The sequence below is a fragment of the Streptomyces abyssomicinicus genome, from assembly GCF_008974245.1.
Taxonomy (GTDB): domain Bacteria; phylum Actinomycetota; class Actinomycetes; order Streptomycetales; family Streptomycetaceae; genus Streptomyces; species Streptomyces abyssomicinicus.
In genome coordinates this window covers 494,108-510,518 of the sequence record NZ_BBZI01000006.1, presented here as the reverse complement: position 1 = coordinate 510,518, position 16,411 = coordinate 494,108, and the positions used below count along the sequence as shown (strand labels likewise).

The 16,411-nt window shown below is 74.3% G+C and carries 15 protein-coding genes; 6 read left to right on the top strand and 9 right to left on the bottom strand.

The window, feature by feature from the left end; all coding sequences use genetic code 11:
- Positions 1 to 70: 70 nt before the first annotated feature.
- The 3 genes from GBN72_RS09715 to GBN72_RS09705 form a co-directional block, all read right to left on the bottom strand.
- Positions 71 to 1,201 (bottom strand): sensor histidine kinase, encoded by a 1,131-nt coding sequence (locus tag GBN72_RS09715; RefSeq protein ID WP_174887102.1) that lies wholly within the window; start codon positions 1,199 to 1,201, stop codon positions 71 to 73.
- Positions 1,198 to 1,935 carry a response regulator transcription factor gene (locus tag GBN72_RS09710; RefSeq protein ID WP_151771308.1) on the bottom strand — a complete coding sequence of 246 codons (738 nt, stop codon included), beginning with the start codon at positions 1,933 to 1,935 and terminating at the stop codon, positions 1,198 to 1,200. The genes GBN72_RS09715 and GBN72_RS09710 overlap by 4 nt, the downstream gene beginning before the upstream one ends.
- A 97-nt stretch (positions 1,936 to 2,032) precedes the next feature.
- Positions 2,033 to 2,758 (bottom strand): spermidine synthase family protein, encoded by a 726-nt coding sequence (locus tag GBN72_RS09705; RefSeq protein WP_151771307.1) that lies wholly within the window; start codon positions 2,756 to 2,758, stop codon positions 2,033 to 2,035.
- Positions 2,759 to 2,933: 175 nt separating this feature from the next.
- Here GBN72_RS09705 and GBN72_RS09700 point away from each other — a divergent pair, with 175 nt between their 5' ends.
- Complete coding sequence (locus GBN72_RS09700; protein ID WP_151771306.1) at positions 2,934 to 3,782, top strand: lysozyme; 849 nt, start codon at positions 2,934 to 2,936, stop codon at positions 3,780 to 3,782.
- Between the two features lie 123 nt (positions 3,783 to 3,905).
- Here the strand turns inward: GBN72_RS09700 and GBN72_RS09695 are convergent, their stop codons facing one another.
- Entirely contained in the window at positions 3,906 to 5,597 is a 1,692-nt protein-coding gene (locus tag GBN72_RS09695; protein WP_246212391.1) for a M28 family metallopeptidase, read from the bottom strand.
- A gap of 828 nt (positions 5,598 to 6,425) precedes the next feature.
- The gene (locus tag GBN72_RS09690; protein WP_151771305.1) at positions 6,426 to 7,214 is read right to left on the bottom strand and encodes a protein phosphatase 2C domain-containing protein; all 789 of its coding nucleotides are present in this window, start codon (positions 7,212 to 7,214) and stop codon (positions 6,426 to 6,428) included.
- A gap of 396 nt (positions 7,215 to 7,610) precedes the next feature.
- On the opposite strand from GBN72_RS09690, the gene GBN72_RS09685 reads away from it, so the two are divergent.
- From GBN72_RS09685 to GBN72_RS09665, 5 genes are all read left to right on the top strand, one after another.
- A complete protein-coding gene (locus GBN72_RS09685; protein ID WP_246212390.1) occupies positions 7,611 to 10,844 on the top strand; it encodes a sensor histidine kinase in 3,234 nt (1,077 codons plus the stop codon).
- Positions 10,841 to 11,350: a roadblock/LC7 domain-containing protein gene (locus GBN72_RS09680; protein WP_151771303.1), complete on the top strand. Its 510-nt coding sequence runs from the start codon at positions 10,841 to 10,843 to the stop codon at positions 11,348 to 11,350. Before GBN72_RS09685 ends, GBN72_RS09680 begins: the two co-directional genes overlap by 4 nt.
- Positions 11,347 to 11,748 carry a DUF742 domain-containing protein gene (locus tag GBN72_RS09675; RefSeq protein ID WP_151771302.1) on the top strand — a complete coding sequence of 134 codons (402 nt, stop codon included), beginning with the start codon at positions 11,347 to 11,349 and terminating at the stop codon, positions 11,746 to 11,748. Before GBN72_RS09680 ends, GBN72_RS09675 begins: the two co-directional genes overlap by 4 nt.
- On the top strand, positions 11,729 to 12,376 hold the full coding sequence (locus tag GBN72_RS09670; protein ID WP_151771301.1) for a GTP-binding protein: 648 nt from the start codon (positions 11,729 to 11,731) through the stop codon (positions 12,374 to 12,376). Before GBN72_RS09675 ends, GBN72_RS09670 begins: the two co-directional genes overlap by 20 nt.
- Before the next feature lie 63 nt (positions 12,377 to 12,439).
- Positions 12,440 to 13,672, top strand: coding sequence for a styrene monooxygenase/indole monooxygenase family protein (locus tag GBN72_RS09665; protein ID WP_151771300.1), 1,233 nt, complete (start codon positions 12,440 to 12,442; stop codon positions 13,670 to 13,672).
- A 128-nt stretch (positions 13,673 to 13,800) separates the two neighbouring features.
- Here GBN72_RS09665 and GBN72_RS34820 read toward each other — a convergent pair whose 3' ends face one another.
- The 4 genes from GBN72_RS34820 to GBN72_RS09645 form a co-directional block, all read right to left on the bottom strand.
- On the bottom strand, positions 13,801 to 14,271 hold the full coding sequence (locus GBN72_RS34820; RefSeq protein ID WP_174887101.1) for a hypothetical protein: 471 nt from the start codon (positions 14,269 to 14,271) through the stop codon (positions 13,801 to 13,803).
- Positions 14,252 to 14,923 carry a hypothetical protein gene (locus GBN72_RS09655; protein ID WP_151771299.1) on the bottom strand — a complete coding sequence of 224 codons (672 nt, stop codon included), beginning with the start codon at positions 14,921 to 14,923 and terminating at the stop codon, positions 14,252 to 14,254. The genes GBN72_RS34820 and GBN72_RS09655 overlap by 20 nt, the downstream gene beginning before the upstream one ends.
- A gap of 102 nt (positions 14,924 to 15,025) precedes the next feature.
- Positions 15,026 to 15,319, bottom strand: a complete 294-nt coding sequence (locus GBN72_RS09650; RefSeq protein WP_151771298.1) for a DUF8847 domain-containing protein — start codon at positions 15,317 to 15,319, stop codon at positions 15,026 to 15,028.
- 84 nt (positions 15,320 to 15,403) lie between these two features.
- Positions 15,404 to 16,342: an AurF N-oxygenase family protein gene (locus GBN72_RS09645; RefSeq protein ID WP_151771297.1), complete on the bottom strand. Its 939-nt coding sequence runs from the start codon at positions 16,340 to 16,342 to the stop codon at positions 15,404 to 15,406.
- Positions 16,343 to 16,411: the final 69 nt, after the last annotated feature.

The window sequence follows — 16,411 nt, the reverse complement described above, 5'->3', positions numbered from 1 at the left end:
ACGTGCTCACACGTGCCCGACCGGCGCGGACGCCGCTCGATCTTGAAGGGTTCTTGATTCGAACTTTACGTCAACCCTGCTCCGGGAGCGTCCCCGGAAGGGTGACGAGTATGCGACACCCGCGATCGGATTCGGCCACGCGGATGCGTCCACCGTGCAGCTCGACGGCCCAGCGGGCGATGGCGAGACCGAGGCCGGTGCCGCCGTCGCTGCCCGGACCGTGGGACGGCGCGGCCGAGCCCCGGTTGAAACGTTCGAAGACGCGGTGCCACTCGGCGCGCGGAATGCCCGGACCCTCGTCCTGGACCTCCAGCGTCAGGGAGCCCGGGTACGGGCCGCCCCGCGCGCGCACGGTGACCCGGCCGCGGGCCGGGCTGTGCTTCATCGCGTTGTCGATGAGGTTGGCGAGCACCTGGTGCAGCCGCTCGGGGTCCGCGTGCGCGGTCAGGTGGGTGGGCTGCACGTCCAGGTGCAGGTGGACGTCGCTGCGGGTGTGGGTGCCGGAGCCGGACGCCAGGCCCGGGCGGGCGGCGGCGACCATCCCGGCCTCCTTGATGATCCCCGAGAGGTACGGCCACACCTCGAAGGTGCGGGCCTTCAGCGGCACCACGCCGTTGTCCAGCCGGGACAGGTCCAGCAGGGTGTCCACCAGCCGGCCCAGCCGCTCGGTCTGCCGCAGCGCCGTCCGCATGGTCTCCGGGTCCGCCTCGCAGACGCCGTCCACCACGTTCTCCAGCACCGCGCGCAGGCCGGCGATGGGGGTGCGCAGCTCGTGCGAGACGTTCGCCACAAGCTCCTTGCGCTGGCGGTCCTGGGTGTCCAGCTCGTCGGCCATCCGGTTGATCGCCCGGGACAGGTCGCCGAGCTCGTCCCGCCGGTTCTCGCTGACCCGGCGGCCGTAGTCGCCGTGGGCTATGGCCCGGGCCACGCCGGTCATCGCGTCCAGCGGCGCGGTCAGCGACTGCGCCACGAACTGGGTGATCAGCAGCGTGGCGATCATGGAGAAGACCATGACGAAGCGCAGCTCGGTGTCCGTGCGCAGCGCTATCAGCAGGAAACCCGTGGTGATCAGCACCGAGGCCACGACCAGGACGCACAGCTTGGTCTTGATCGAGAACGGGCGCATGCCCCGCCGGGGGCACGGCGGCCCGTACGGTCTGCGCCCGCCCACCGGGCTCCCGCCCGCCGGGTCGCTGGTCATGGCGTCGGCGTCTCCAGGGCGTAGCCCACGCCGTGCACGGTCCGGATGCGCTCGGCGCCGATCTTCCGGCGCAGCGCCTTGATGTGGCTGTCGACGGTCCGCGTGCCGGAGGCGTCGGCCCAGTCCCACACCTCGGCCAGCAGCTGCTCACGGGAGAGCACCGCGCGCGGGGTGTTGGCCAGGCACACCAGCAGGTCGAACTCGGTGGGCGTCAGGTGGACGTCCTCGGAGCGGACCCGCACCCGGCGCTGGGCGTGGTCGATCTCCAGCTCGCCCAGGCGCAGCACGCCGGAGCGCGGCGTGGCGGCGGCCAGGGCCGCGCGCTCCATGCGGCGCAGCAGCACGTGGACGCGCGCCGCCAGCTCCCGCATGGAGAACGGCTTGGTCATGTAGTCGTCGGCGCCGACGCCGAGGCCCACCAGCATGTCCGTCTCGTCGTCGCGCGCGGTGAGCATCAGCACCGGCACCGGACGCTGGGCCTGCACGCGGCGGCAGACCTCGAGGCCGTCGAAGCCGGGCAGCATGACGTCGAGGATCAGCAGGTCGGGCTGCCAGGCCTCCGCGGTGTCCACGGCGGCCGGTCCGTCGCCCGCCGTTTGCACCAGGAATCCTTCGGCGCGCAGGCGGGCCGCGATCGCGTCGACGATCGTCGGGTCGTCCTCGACCACCAGGACTCTGCGCTGCGCGCCCTGCGTCGCCGTGCTTCCGCTGTGCGAGGTGTGTGTCTGCTCCATCGCCCGCCCCTGGTGTGCTTTCCGGAATCCGTGGGGTGATTCCCATGCCTGCGGTCAAGGCGCCGGTGATCGGCGCCAAGGGGCAGCGTACGGGGATTCACCCGGCGAGAGCCATCCCGGGCCGCAGCGCGAGGTGCACCACGTCGGGGACTCCTCGGGCAACGGGGACCTGATCGGTACGCACCTGCCGGAATCCGGCATTCCGCAAGCTACCTTCGAATTTCGCGGACGGCTGGGCGGACCACACCGCCAGCACTCCGTCAGGCCGCAAAACCCTTGCGCAGCTTGCGAGTCCGGCCGGTGAGTAGAGGCTGTCGTTGCCCTCGTCGACGGTCCATCCGGGGCCGTTGTCGATATCCAGGCACAGGGCGTCCCAGGTGCGGGAAGTCACATCCAGATAACGAATCACATCGGCCTCGACGATCTCCGTGCGCGGGTCCGCGAGGGCCTCGGCGGTGAGGTGCGACAGGGGCCCGGAGCGGTGCCAGCCGATGACCGCGGACTCGCGCTCGACCACCGTGATCCGGCCCCATCGAGGGTCGGCCGCGGCGTGTGCGAGCGAAAATCCGACACCCAGGCCGCCGATCAGCAGGTGCGGTTCCGTGCGGCCGCCCGCCTCGTCGAGGGCGCGGGCGGCGGCGTCGACCAGCAGGCGCTCGGAGCGGCCGTCGGAGGTGTCCATCAGGAAGCAGCCGTTGGCGATGATCTGCAGCAGCGCGCCGTGGCGGCGCAGGACGATCTCGCCGTGGGGGCCGGTGCGGCGGTCCACGACGACAGGGGCTTCGGTCTCCCCGGCCGGTGCCGGGGTGTGCGCGGCGGACATGGCCTCCATCCTGCCAAGCGCGGTGGCCGGATTCCGGCGAACGGCGGATCCGTCGGGCCGGAGCGGGGGGCGGGCGCTCTTTTCGGGGGAGCTCTACGGGCGTAGCGTCGATCCCGGCACCACTGACATGTTCGCGCCAAGCAGCAGCTTTCAGCTCCCCTCACCGGAGGTACGCATGTCCGTGCTCAGACCCTCGCGCGCCGTCCTCGCCGGCGCGCTCCTCGCGGCCCTCGCCGCGTTCACCGCCACCCCCGCCTCGGCCGCCACCCCTGGCTCCGCCGGCGCCACCCCTGGCTCCGCCGGCGCCGTCCCCGCCCGCGGCTCGGCCCACCTGGGCATGGGCGTCCTGGCCCACGACGGCCGGCAGGGCACGCCCTCCGGCATCGGGGCCGCCGCCACCCAGACCGAGGGCGTCGACGTCAGCAGCCACCAGGGCAACGTGGACTGGACCGGGCTGTGGAACAGCGGCGTGAAGTGGGCCTACGTCAAGGCCACCGAGGGCACGTACTACAAGAACACGTACTTCACGCAGCAGTACAACGGCTCGTACAACGTCGGGATGATCCGCGGCACCTACCACTTCGCCACCCCGGACACCACGAGCGGCGCAACCCAGGCCAACTACTTCGTCGACAACGGGGGCGGATGGTCCCGCGACGGCAAGACCCTGCCGGGTGTGCTGGACATCGAGTGGAACCCGTACGGGGCCGCCTGCTACGGGAAGACGCAGAGCCAGATGGTGGCGTGGATCCGTGACTTCGTCACCACCTACAAGGCGCGGACCGGGCGCGACGCGGTGATCTACACCGCCACCAGCTGGTGGACCCAGTGCACCGGGAACAACGGCGGCTTCGGCGCCACCAACCCGCTCTGGGTCGCGCGGTACGCCACCGCGGTGGGGACGCTGCCGGCCGGGTGGCCGTACTACACGATGTGGCAGTACACCTCGACCGGGCCGATCGTCGGTGACCACAACCGGTTCAACGGCGCGCTGGACCGGGTGCGGGCGCTGGCCCTGGGCTGAGGCCCGGCGGGTTCGGCGCCCGGCGGGACCCGGGCGCGCGGCGGAACCCCGGGCGCGCGGCGGAACCTCGCGCATGGCGGGACCCCGGCGTCCGGTGGGCCACGGCGTCCCGCCTCCGCGCGGTCAGCGCTCGACGCCCGCGTGTCCCGGGTGGAGGCCGCCGCCGGTCGCCGTGGTGGCGGCCGGGGCGGTCGCCGGGGCGGGGGCGGTCAGGGACGACAGGTCGTGGGCGTAGACGCCGGCCGCGTGCGCGATCACGTCGATGTTGGCGTCGAAGGCGGCCATGGAGATGTTGTCCAGGTCGTCGCAGGCCCGGTGGTAGCACGGGTCGTACGGCTTGCCCGCCTCGCCGCCGAACAGGGCGGCCACCTTCTCGGTCTTGATCCCCTCCGCGCCGGTGAACGCTCCGCCGGAGGGGATGCCGGCCTCGATGAACGGACCGTAGTCGGACCTGCCGTTGAAATCGGTGCCGAGGTGGGAGAGGCCGCGGCGGTCGAGGAAGCCGGTGAGCTGCCGCTCCAGCTGGGCCGAGCCGGCCGGGCCGGGGCCCGCGCCGACGCCGTCGGAGTCGTCGCCGTCGTAGACGAACAACGCGTGGTTCGGCGAGGCGATCATGTCGAAGTTCAGGTAGAGCCGGATGTCCTCGCGCCGGTCGGCCGGCAGGGCGTCCACGTAGGCGGTGGAGCCCAGCAGCCCGAACTCCTCGGCGGACCACCAGGCGAAGCGCACCCGCTGGGCGGGGTGGTGCTCGGCCCGGGCCAGCTCCAGGGCCACCTCCAGGAGGCCGGCCGAGCCGGAGGCGTTGTCGTTGATGCCGGGGCCTTCGGTGACGGAGTCCAGGTGGGCGCCGAGCATCACCGTGCGGGAGGGGGCGCCGCCGCGGGTCTCGGCGGTCACGTTGTGGGTGGTGCGCTGCTCGCGGCGCTCGCGGAGGTCGAGGGTGACGGTGGTGCGCGGGGCCTCCCCGGGGTTAGGGGTCTCTCCGGTGTGCGGGGCGTCCGCGGTGTCCTCGGCCCGCGCGGTGGTCCGGGCCGCCGCGGCCAGGGCTCTGCCGTCCTCGCGGGTGACCCCGCCGGTGGGGACGGCGGCGGCCGAGGGGTCACCGAGGGTGCCGTGCAGGGGGCCCTCGGTGTTGTTGGAGATCAGCGCGGCGACGGCGCCGGCGTCGGCCGCGGCCTTCTGCTTCTCGGTGAACGAGCAGGCGCCGCGCGGGATCAGGACGACCTTGCCGCGCACGTCGTGCGGGGCGTAGTCGGAGGGCTCGCAGCCGGGGGTCGAGTCGCCCTCCTCGGGCAGCGCGGCGAGGGGGGCGGTGAGGCCCCCCTCGGGGGTGGAGACGGTGTACGTCATCAGCGAGACGTCGACGTCGCGGGCGGGCCCGCCGGGGGCGGTGACGGTCAGCTTCTCGGCGAGGGTCTCGGCGAAGGTGAACTCGAACGGGGTCGAGGTGACCCGGTAACCGGCGTCGCGCAGGGCGTCGCGCACGTAGGCGGCGGAGGCGTCGCCGCCGGGGGTGCCGGCGGCGCGGTGTCCGCCGTTGGCGTCGGCGATGCGCTGGAAGGCGGCGAGGTGGCGGTACGCGTCGTGGGCGTCGGCGCGGGTCACCAGGCGGGCGGCCAGGGCGGTGGCGGCGGCGGGGTCCCCCTCGGCGGAGGGGCCGTCGCCCGGGGCCGGGGCGGTGGTCGGGTCAGGGTGCGGGCCCGGGCCGGTGCCCATGCCCGTGCCCGGGCCCGGGCCCGGGGCGGTGGCGCCGAGGAGGAGCGCGGTGGCGAGGGCGGTGGTCACGGAGGCTGCCTTGCGGCGGGGTCTGCGCACGCGGGGTCCTTCCGGCGGCGGGGCACCTTGCCGCCATGCTCACCCCGGTGGGGTTGGGCCGCAACGCGGGGGCGGGCGCGTGGTGCGGGTGGCTCCCGTGGCCGTGGGGTCCGCGTGCGTGCGGGGCTTGGGCGCGGGGGCTTGCGTTCCGCGGTTGTGGGGTTCGCGTGCGTACGGGAGGCCTGCCGCGGTGTGCTCAGGTCCCGTGGTCGTGACGTCGCGTGGGTGCGGGGCGCCTGGGCGCGGGGGGCGTGGCTCCCGTGGTCGTGGGGTCGCGTGGGTACGCGCCGTCTGCGCCCGCCCTCCCCCGAGCTCTCGACTTCGCTCGAGCAGGGGGTGCCGCCAGCGCTCCTGGGCGGCCCGCCCGGCCGCAGACGGGACTGTCCCGGCCGCCGCTCGCAGACGGGACGGGCTCAGCTGCTCGTGGACGGGGCTGTCTTGGTCCTCGCGGGCGGGGCGGGTTCAGCTGCTCGCGGTGAGGGCCGGGTCGGTTCCACGGAGGGAGGGACTGGGGCGGTTGCGCGTAGCCCGTGCTTTGGTTCCGCGGGTGTGGGGTCGCGTGCGTATGCGCCGCCGGTGCCTGCCCTCCCCCGAGCTCTCGACTTCGCTCGAGCGGGGGGTGCCCCCATCGCCTGCTGGGCGGCCCAGCCGCCCGTGGAACGGGTCGTCTCGGCCGCCCGCAGAGAGGGCTGTTCCCCCTCGCCCGCAGAAGGGGCTGGGTCGGCTGTTCGCAGGGGACGGCCGGGTCGGCTGCCCGTGGGGAGGGCTGGGGCGGCTACCTGCGGGGGAGGAGCTGGACCGGTCGCTCGCGGGGAGGCGGGCCGGGGATCAGAGGTGGAGGTGGGCGAGGGTGGCGTCGTCGTGGGTCTTGGAGGGGCCGAGGTACGCGCGGGTCTCGGCGTCGGCCCGTTCGAGCGCGCGGACCTCCGCGACGAGCGCCGCCGCGCCCCGCTCGCGGACCAGCGACACCGCGTCGCCCCAGCCGCCCCGCCCGAAGACCTCGACCCAGCGGGCCGCCCCGTCGGTGAGGGCGGTCAAGGAGCGCACCCCGTCCCGCGGCACCGTGCCGGTGACCGCCCGCGCGGCGACCCCGGGGTCCGCCGCCGCCGTCCAGAAGCCGCCCTCCTTGTTGCGCAGCGTCGCGTCGACCACCGCCGCGGACCGCAACCGCTCCCGGGGGATCCGCGCGAGCCGGTCGTCGGTGTGGGCGGTCACCTCCCCGCCGTCCCGCTCGATCAGCAGCACCGAGTCGGCGAGCGCCAGGTGCTCCACCGTCTCCGCGTCCCAACGCGCCACCACCACCGTGGCCTGCGGCGTTCGTGGGTGAGAAAGGTCACAGTCGTACGCGTGGGCGGCCGCCGTCCGCCCGATCGCCTCGGCGAGGACCTCCGCCAGGGGAAGATCCCGCCGGGAAAGGGACAGTTCGGTCAGCGCCCCGCCGAGCCGGGCGGTGAACCAGGGCACGGAGTGCGCACACCCGGTTTCGCCGCGTGGGGGAGTCACCCCGTCGAGCACCACCAGCGCCCCGCCGAGACCGGAGGCGGGGAGTCCGACGGAAACGAAGTCCTCGTTGGGAAGGCCGAGTTCGGACGGCTCGGAGACCAGATCGGTGCGCATGGGGCCAGTCTGCCCCGGGCCCGGCCGGTCACCGCGAGGGCGTCTGCCGGTGGCGAACCGGACGCTGCGGAACTCCCCGTCCGTGCCCGGTTGGTGGGGAAACCGGCGCGATTGTGAAGGTGTGGCGGCGAATCCTGCCAAAGACCGTGACGGTCGTCCACCCGGCGCTCCGGACGCTCGCACGGACGACCGCGCGGGTGGGAGGCTGGAACTTGCCCCTCAACTACCCTCCGATGTTCACTCCTTCGGGTGGCGGGACGGTTGATGACCGGTCACCGCCCACCGGCACTGGGAGGGTCGGACACCGAAAAACCGGAACCGTACCGGGTGAGTGTCGCCCCAGTTGACGGCAGGTCACCCGGGCCTTGGGTACACGAGTCAGGAATGCGAGCACCGGTGCAGAAGACGCGGCCTCGGCGTACGGGCAAGAAGAAGGCCTCCCGCGAGGGTACGGAGAACTCGCCCACCACCACCGGCACCCCGGGCGCCTCCGCCCCGGCCGGCGGCGAGGTGGGCCGGGGCCGTGCCACGCATGTACGCAACCGGCTCATCGTCGCGGTGGCCGTGGTGGCCGCCGCCGTCGCGGGAGCCGGTACCCCCTCCATCCTCTCCGCCGTGGGGCGGCTGGACGAGAGCAAGGACCTGGTCGCGCTCACCGAGCAGACCCAGGACGCGCTGACCCTCGCCCACGCCCTCGCCGACGAGCGGGACGAGGTCACCCCGTACATCGCCGCCGGGAGGCCCGAGACCCGGGCGCCGTCCGAGCAGCGGGGCGCGCGCGTCGACCGTGAGATAGAGGATCTGCGGGCCGACGCCGAGGTCCCGGCCGCGCTCCGGGCCGACCTGGACGAGATCGCCACCGTCCGGCGAGCGGCGCTCTCCGGCAAGAGCACCGCTCTCGAAGCGCACGAGGCGTACTCCAGGGCCATCGCCGAGCTGCACCGGCTCGCCGGCGACCTGGCCGAGCGGATGCCGCCCCGGGCCGGCGCCGGCGCGCACGCGCTGGCCGAGCTGGACTCCGCCGTCCAGCAGGCGGCCGCGGCCCGCGGTCTGCTGCTGGCCGCGCTGGCCGTGCCGAGCACCAGCACCCCCGCCTACGACCCGGTCACCGGCACCACCACGACCATCTCGGTGACCTCCGAGGCCGACGCCGCCAAGCGGGACGCCCTCACCGCCGCCGCCCAGCAGGCCCAGGTCCGCTCCGACGCCGCGCTCACCGAGTTCCGCGCCACCGCGCCCGACCGGACCGCGGCCGCGTTCGACTCCACCGTCACCGGCCCGGAGTCGGAGGCCGCGGGCAAGTACCTGGAGAGCCTCACCGACCAGCCGGTGATGAACGACAAGGACCTGGCCACCGACCCCGAGAAGCTGGCCGCCGCGCTCTCCGCCCGGCTGGACCTGATGCGCGGTGCCGAGTCCTCGCTCTACGAAGGCCGTGTGAAGGACCTCGTGGAGTTGCGTGACAACGATGTAACGGAGCTGGAGATCCGCATCGCCGCGCTGGTCGCGCTGCTGCTGGTCGCCGTCGGCATCGCCACCGCGCTGGCCCGCTCGCTGACCCGGCCGCTGGCCGTGCTGCGGCTCGGCTCGGCCAGGCTCGCGCAGAACCCGGAGGGCGAGGAGCCCATCCGGTTCACCGGCCGCAAGGACGAGTTCGCCCAGGTCGTCCGCTCCGTCAACACCCTGCACGGCCACGCGCTCGCCCTCCAGGAGCGGCTGACCACGCTGGAGGCCGACCGCAAGCACCTGATCGGCGAGCGGCAGCGGATGGCGGACGCACGCGAGGAGCTGCGCGCCGAGCTGAAGAGCGCGCGGGACCAGCTGGACCGGTCGCAGAACTCCGTCGAGGGCGCCTACGTCAGCCTGGCGCTTCGGATCCTCGGACTGGTCGAGCGTCAGCTCACCGTCATCGAGGGGCTGGAGGCGCGCGAGGAGGACCCGGAGGGGCTCTCGACGCTCTTCAAGGTCGACCACTTCGCCACCGTGATGCGCCGCCACAGCGAGAACCTGCTGGTGCTGGCGGGCGTCGAGCACGGGCAGCAGCACGCCGGACCGGTGCCGCTGGTCGACGTGGTGCGCGCCGCGGTCAGCGAGATCGAGCGGTACGAGCGGGTGCGGATCGGTGCGCTGCCGCCGGCCGCGCACCTCGCGGGCTTCGTCGCCGACGACCTGAGCCACCTGCTGGCCGAACTGCTGGAGAACGCCACGGCGTTCTCGCCGCCGGAGCTGCCGGTGGAGGTGTCGGGCTGGCTGCTGGAGAGCGGCGAGGTGATGCTCTCCGTCCAGGACGAGGGCATCGGCGTCACCGCCGACCGGCTGGAGCGGCTCAACACGCGTCTGGCCGAGTTCGACCCCGAGGAGCCGCACGGCCCCGAGGGTGAGGAAGGGCTGGGCCTCGGCCTCTACGTCGTGGCCCGCCTCGCGCACCGGCACGGGGTGCGGGTGCGGCTGCGGGAGCAGAAGCAGGGCGGCGTGACGGCCGTGGCCGTGCTGCCCACGTCGCTGCTGGCCGCCGCGCCGGCCGCGGCGCCGGTCACCACCGCGCCGGTGGGCAAGCCGGGGGCGCCGACCTCGCTGCCGGGGGCGGACGCGGAGGCCAACTCCAACGTGCTGCCCGGGCGCACGGCGTCCGCCGCCGCCGTGCGGGGCGGCGCGGCGCCCGACGCCGCCGGTGAGGACCGGCTCGCCGCCGAGGCCCTCGAGGCGGGTCCCGCCCCGGTTCCGCAGCCGCGGGCCGAGACGGTCGCGGGGGAGGGCGACGGCACCGGCCTGGACGTCACCGCGGCGCCCGCGGCGCCCGCGGTGACCGCCGGGGAGCCGGCCGACCCCGCCATCGCCGCGGCCGAGCGGGCCATCAGCGCCGCGGAGGCGCAGGCCGCCGCCGCGCAGACCGCCCCGCGACCCGCCGAAGCGGAGGCCGCTGAAGCGCGGCCCACCGAAGCGGAGGCCGCCGCTGCAGACGCCGTTAACGCCGTGGACACCGCAGGCACCGCGGACGCCGCGGGACCGGCGGGCGGGCCCACGGCGGCCACCTCCGCCACCGGCGACGCCGCCACCGGGGCGACCGCCTCGGCGGCGGGCGGGGCGCCGGCCGGGGCCGCCGCCGCGGACGGAACGGGCGCCGACCGGGCCGGTGGGGACCGGCACGAGACGGCGGCCGAGGAGACGGCGACGCTCCGGCTCCCCGCGCAGATGTCCGGCGAGGAGGCCGAGCGCCGGGTCGTGGGCGAGGGGGAGGCCGCCGACCCGTACGCGATCGGGCCGGAGCGGCACGAGCGGGCCGCCGACGAGGCCGAGGCCGAGCCGGTGACCGACAAGGGCCTGCCCAAGCGCACACCCAAGGTGGTGTCGGCCCCGGCTCCGCGTCCGCGCACCGGCGGGGTGGACGCCGAGGCGCTGCGGCGCAGGCTGGGCGGGTTCCGCCAGGGCTCGCAGGCCGGCCGGCGCGACATCGAGGCCGAGCTGGCCGCGAAGAACGGGAAGAACGCGAAGAACGGGGAGCCGGGCGCTCAGGGGGCGCCGGGCACGCGGGGGGACCGGGACGACGAGGACGCCGACGCGCCTCGCCCGGGTCAGGGGACCGCATCGGAGCAGGCCATGGGGGGCACCGTCGAGGAGGCAAGCAGTTGACCGCGCCCAGCACCGTCGGACTGAGCAGTGAGGCTCGCAACCTGCACTGGCTGTTGACCAACCTCGTCGAGGAGGTGCCCGGACTCCTGTCGGTGGCGGTCGTCTCCTCCGACGGGCTGCTCCTGCTCTCCTCCGACCCGGCCGACCACACCGCCGCGGAACGGAAGGAGGCCAAGGCCCCCACCGGTCCGCGGGGATCCGCCGCCGACCTGGCGACCGTGGTGTCCGGCATCGGCAGCCTCACGGTCGGCGCGTCCAAGCTGCTGGACTTCGGGGGAGTCCGCCAGACCATGGTCGCCATGGAGGAGGGGAGCCTCTTCGTGACCGCGATCAGCGACGGCTCGCTCCTGGGCGCGCACGCCTCGCCCGACTGCGACATGAGCGTGATCGCCTACCACATGGCGCTCTTCGTGGGCCGCGCCGGACACGTGCTCACCCCCGAACTCCGCAGCGAGCTGCGCGACTCGCTGGAACGCAAGGCCGGCCCCGTGAGGAGCGGACGATGAGTGCCCCCAAGCTTCCGGTGCGCGGCGGGGAGAACCGCAAGCCCGCCCGCGTGCGGCCCTATTCGCTCACCGGCGGCCGGACCCGCTTCGGCCACGTGCTGCTGGTGGAGACGTTCGTCGCGGCGCTGGACGCGCCCCCGGAGCGCAAGGAGCTGCCGAACGGCTCGCTCGTCAGCCGGGTGATGCCGGAGATGCGCGCCATCGTCGAGCTCTGCCGCCGGATGCGCACGGTGGCGGAGATCGCCGCGCTGCTCAAGATGCCGCTGGGTGTCGTCCGCGTACTGCTGAGCGACCTCGCGGACCAGGGAAAGATCCGCGTGTACGGGTCCGGGCACGCCTCCGGCCGACCCGACCGCGCACTGCTCGAAAGGGTGCTCCATGGCCTTCGCCGTCTCTGACGTCGTGAACCCCACCGTCTCCGACGCCGTCGAGGCGGCCGAGGAGGAGGACCTCCGGCCCTGGCAGACCGACCGGAACCGGGCCCCGGTGGCCACCAAGATCCTGGTGGCAGGAGGGTTCGGCGTCGGCAAGACGACCATGGTCGCCGCGGTCTCCGAGATCAAGCCGCTGGAGACCGAGGCCTTGATGACCGAGGCCAGCGTGGGCACCGACGACATCACCGCCACGCCGGGCAAGACCACCACCACGGTGGCGATGGACTTCGGCCGCATCACCCTCGACGACGACCTGGTCCTCTACCTCTTCGGCACCCCCGGCCAGCAGCGCTTCTGGTTCATGTGGGACGACCTCGCCCGCGGCGCGGTCGGCGCCGTGGTGCTGGCGGACACCCGCCGGCTCAAGGACTGCTGGCCCGCGCTGGACTACTTCGAGAGCTGCGGGCTGCCCTACGTGGTGGCCGTCAACCACTTCGACGGCAGCGAGCGGTTCGAACCCGAGGACGTCCGGGAGGCGCTCTCCATACCTCCGGCCGTGCCCGTCATGATCATGGACGCGCGCAGCCGGATCTCGGTGATCGAGACCCTGCTGGGCCTCGTGGGCCACGCGCTCGAGGCTCTCCCCGAATAAGGCCCGCCTGTCAGATCCGATCAACCAGGCGCGTCGCAGCGTCCGGAGTAGGAGACATTCCGCATGCGGAAGATACTCGTCGTCGGAGCCGGTCAGTCCGGTCTCCAGCTCGCCCTCGGCCTGCAGCAGCACGGCTACGAGGTCACCCTGATGTCCAACCGGACCGCGGACGAGATCCGCTCCGGCCGCGTCATGTCGACGCAGTGCATGTTCCACACCGCCCTCCAGCACGAGCGGGACCTTCAGCTGAACTTCTGGGAGTCCCAGGCGCCGAAGATCGAGGGCCTGGGTGTCTCGGTCGCCGGCCCCGAGTCGCAGCGGGTCGTCGACTGGGTGGGCAAGCTCGACGGCCACGCCCAGTCCGTGGACCAGCGGGTCAAGATGGCGGGCTGGATGGAGACCTTCGCCCAGCGCGGCGGCCAGCTCGTCATCCACGGGGCGGCCGTCTCCGACCTCGACTACTTCTCCCGCACCTACGACCTGGTGCTGGTCTCGGCCGGCAAGGGCGAGCTGGTCTCCATGTTCGAGCGGGACGCCTCCCGCTCGCCCTACACCGAGCCGCAGCGCGCGCTGGCGGTGGCCTACGTCCACGGCCTGGGCCCGCGCCCCGAGCACCCGGAGTTCGACGCGGTCCGCTGCAACCTGGTGCCGGGCGTCGGCGAGCTGTTCATCATGCCGACGTACACCGTCTCCGGCCGCGCCGACATCCTCTTCTGGGAGGGCGTGCCCGGCGGCCCGCTGGACGTCTTCCGGGGCGTCAAGGACCCCTCCGAGCACCTGGCGCTCACCCTGGAGCTGATGGAGCGCTTCACGCCCTGGGAGTACGCCCGCGCCACCAATGTGGAGCTCACCGACGCGGGCGGCACCCTCTCCGGCCGGTACGCGCCCACCGTGCGCAACCCGATCGGGCGGCTGCCCGGCGGCGGCTCGGTGCTCGGCGTCGCGGACGTGGTCGTGGCCAACGACCCGATCACCGGCCAGGGTTCCAACTCGGCCTCCAAGTGCGCCGCCGCCTACCTGGCGGCCATCGTCGAGCACGGCGACAAGCCGTTCGACGACGACTGGATGCGGGCCACCTTCGACCGCTACTGGGCGACCGCCCAGCACGTCACGAAGTGGACCAACGCCATGCTGGCCCCGCCGCCGGAGCACGTGCTCAACCTGATCGGCGCCGCCGGTCAGCTCCCGCCGGTCGCCGACCGGTTCGCCAACGGGTTCAACGACCCGGCGGACTTCGAGAACTTCTTCTTCGACCCGGACAAGGCGAACGCCTACCTGGCCTCCGTCAGCGGCTGACGCCCCGCGCGCCGCGGCAGCCGTGGTCCCCGCCGCCCCGCCTTCCGGCCGGGCGGCGGGGCCGTTTCCGGACCGCTGCGCGGCCCGCCGTCCCGCCCGCCCGAGCGGACGGGCGGGGGCGGGTCCGGTCATCCGCGGGCGGTCGGCTGCCCGGTTCGCGTCCCGGCACCTCCCGGCGTCCCGCCGCCGTTCGGCGTCCCGGCACCTCCCGGCGTCCCGCCGCCGTTCGGCGTCCCGGCACCGCCCGGCGTTCCGCCGCCGCCCTGTGTCCCGGCACCGTCCTGCGTCGCGCCGCCGCCCTGTGTCCCGGCACCGCCCGGCGTCCCGCCGCTGTTCGGCGTCCCGGCACCGCCCGGCGTGCCGCCGCTGTTCGGCGTCGCGCCGCCGCCCGGCGTGCCGCCGCTGTTCGGCGTCGCGGTACCGCCCGGCGTGCCGCCGCTGTTCGGCGTGCCGGCACCGCCCGGCGTGCCGCCGCCGTTCGGCGTCCCGGCATCGTCCTGCGTCGCGCCGCCATTCGGCGTTCCGCCGCCGCCCGGCGTCCCGCCGCCGTTCGGCGTGCTGGCACCGCCCGGCGTTGCGTCACCGTTCGGCGTCTCCACCGGTGCGGCGCTCGTGGGCGGCCAGCGCCCGCAACTGGGCCGGCGTCAGTGAGGCGAGCAGCGCCTCGATGCGGCCGAGCCTGTCCCGGACCCGGTCGTCGGCCTTCTTCCTCCGCTCCGCCAGCACCAGTTGCGCGTCCAGCGCGGCGCGCGCCCGGCGGGCCAGGTCGCGTACCCGGTGCTCGCCGCCGGTCAGCCGCTCCACCGAGCGGGCGTGCTCGCGGGCCGCGCGGGCGAGCAGGCGGCCCTCCTCCACGGCGGTCTGCGGGTCGCGGGCGAACAGCACCCGCACGTACGGTGAGACCGCGCCCGTGGTGTCGCGGTACTGGGCGCGGGCGAAGCGTCCGGCCGCCGCGCGGCTGTCGTCCAGGGAGAGCCGGGTCCGGGCCAGCTCGGCGTCGAGCCGGTCCGCCTTCTCCCGCTCCCGCGCGAGCCGTTCGCCGGCCGCGTCGTACGCCTCGGCGGCCTTCCCGGCCTGCCGGTGGAGGATGCGCAGGTCGGCAAGGAGGACGGCGACCGGCCGCCGGGCGGCGGAGGGCGGCGCCGAGTCGTCCTCGGCGAAGGCGGTCGGTACGGGGGAGAGGGCGCCGGCCGCCACCGCGGCGGCGCACAGCAGGCGGGCAACGGCCCCGTACGATGGGCGTCCTGGCATGACGTCACCTCCGGTGCGGGGCGGTCCTTCCGCTCCGCACCGGCAGGATGGGCGCGTCCGCCGCGGCCCGCGCGCCGAGGGTCGGCGGGTGGCGCAACGATGTCACCCGCCGGTGGGCGGGGAGACGCGCGAGGGGCGCGACCAGGGCCAGCGCGGACGCCCCTCGTCGCCGGTGCCGTCGGGGACGAAGACGTACTTCCAGCCGGTCGGCAGCCCGAGCCGGCGCCCGTGCGCCCGCGGCTCCCGGCGGTAGACCAGGACGGTGGGCGGCCCGCCGCCGGGGTCGGGCACCGGCACCTTGTAGTACTTGGGCGGCTGCCCGGTCATCCCCAGCAGCACGGGCAGCCGCCGGCCGTCCAGGGGGCCGCCCTCGAAGGGCGTCTCTTCACTCTTCACCCCACCAGTGTGGCGCGCGAGCCGCCGCGTCCCCCGGCGGGGCGCGGCGGGGCGCGGCGGGCATGCGCGAGCCCCCGGCGCGGGTCAGGCCAGCAGGCCCGAGGACTGCCAGAGCTTGCGGCCCGGGCCGCGCAGCACACCGATGTCGTCGAGGAAGTCGGTCAGCTTCCTGGCGCCGGTCTGCATCACGTCCCGGCGGTGGCCGCTGTTCCTGACCTGCTCCATCGCCTGCCGCTTGTCGAGGCCGACGTTGGTGTACACGTCCGGGTTGACGAAGGCGACCGAGAAGACCCGGGCGAACTCGCCGGAGGTGAGCCGGGTGAACTCACGCGACCAGCGCGGCGCGGTCACCATCTGGCGGCGCAGCTCCTCGCGTGCGTAGCGGACGTGGCGGGCCTCCTCCACGACGTGGATCCGGGTGACGCCGCGGGTGAGGGTCTGGACCCGCTCGTCCGGGAAGGTCAGCCGCTGCATCCAGTCGAGGATCTCCTCGCCGAGCAGCGTCGCGGTGAACGATCCGGGGGTGGTGGATATGGTCTTGAAGAGCCGCCCCAGGTTCTGGTGCACGGTGCTGACCGGGTACTCCGGGCAGCCGGACCGCTGGATGAACCGGGCGAACATCTTCGAGTGCCGGCACTCGTCCTCGATCTCGGTGAGGGCGTACCGGACGTGGTTGCTGGTCGGGTTCTTGTCGTAGATGTGCCGGCAGAGCAGCTGCATCAGGATGATCTCGAACCAGATGCCGAGCGAGCAGAGCGCGGCGGCCTCGTGCTTGGAGAGCTCGATGCGCTGCTCCTCGCTCATCCGCTTCCACATCGGCGTGCCGTAGAGCGACACCAGCTCCGGGGGCCAGAACCACTTGCCCTCCTCGAAGGGGGCGTCCCAGTCCAGCTCCTTGTCCGGGTCGAAGGAGTGCTTCGCGGACGAGTCGAGCAGCCGCTTGGCGACCTGCTCGCGGTCCTTCAGCAGGCCGAGCGCGTCGCGCAGTCCGGCGAGCGTGTCGGTGTCCGTCACGGTCGTCATGGCTCTCCACCTCGTCGTGCGGTCGGTCGTACGAGTGTTACCGGCGGTATCCCTCTCTTATGAGACTGC

Coding starts and splice junctions, on each gene's coding strand:
- GBN72_RS09715 (WP_174887102.1), bottom strand. CDS start 1,201: ATGACCAGCGACCCGGCGGGCGGGAGCCCGGTGGGCGGGCGCAGACCG.
- GBN72_RS09710 (WP_151771308.1), bottom strand. CDS start 1,935: ATGGAGCAGACACACACCTCGCACAGCGGAAGCACGGCGACGCAGGGC.
- GBN72_RS09705 (WP_151771307.1), bottom strand. CDS start 2,758: ATGTCCGCCGCGCACACCCCGGCACCGGCCGGGGAGACCGAAGCCCCT.
- GBN72_RS09700 (WP_151771306.1), top strand. CDS start 2,934: ATGTCCGTGCTCAGACCCTCGCGCGCCGTCCTCGCCGGCGCGCTCCTC.
- GBN72_RS09690 (WP_151771305.1), bottom strand. CDS start 7,214: ATGCGCACCGATCTGGTCTCCGAGCCGTCCGAACTCGGCCTTCCCAAC.
- GBN72_RS09675 (WP_151771302.1), top strand. CDS start 11,347: ATGAGTGCCCCCAAGCTTCCGGTGCGCGGCGGGGAGAACCGCAAGCCC.
- GBN72_RS09670 (WP_151771301.1), top strand. CDS start 11,729: ATGGCCTTCGCCGTCTCTGACGTCGTGAACCCCACCGTCTCCGACGCC.
- GBN72_RS09665 (WP_151771300.1), top strand. CDS start 12,440: ATGCGGAAGATACTCGTCGTCGGAGCCGGTCAGTCCGGTCTCCAGCTC.
- GBN72_RS09655 (WP_151771299.1), bottom strand. CDS start 14,923: ATGCCAGGACGCCCATCGTACGGGGCCGTTGCCCGCCTGCTGTGCGCC.
- GBN72_RS09645 (WP_151771297.1), bottom strand. CDS start 16,342: ATGACGACCGTGACGGACACCGACACGCTCGCCGGACTGCGCGACGCG.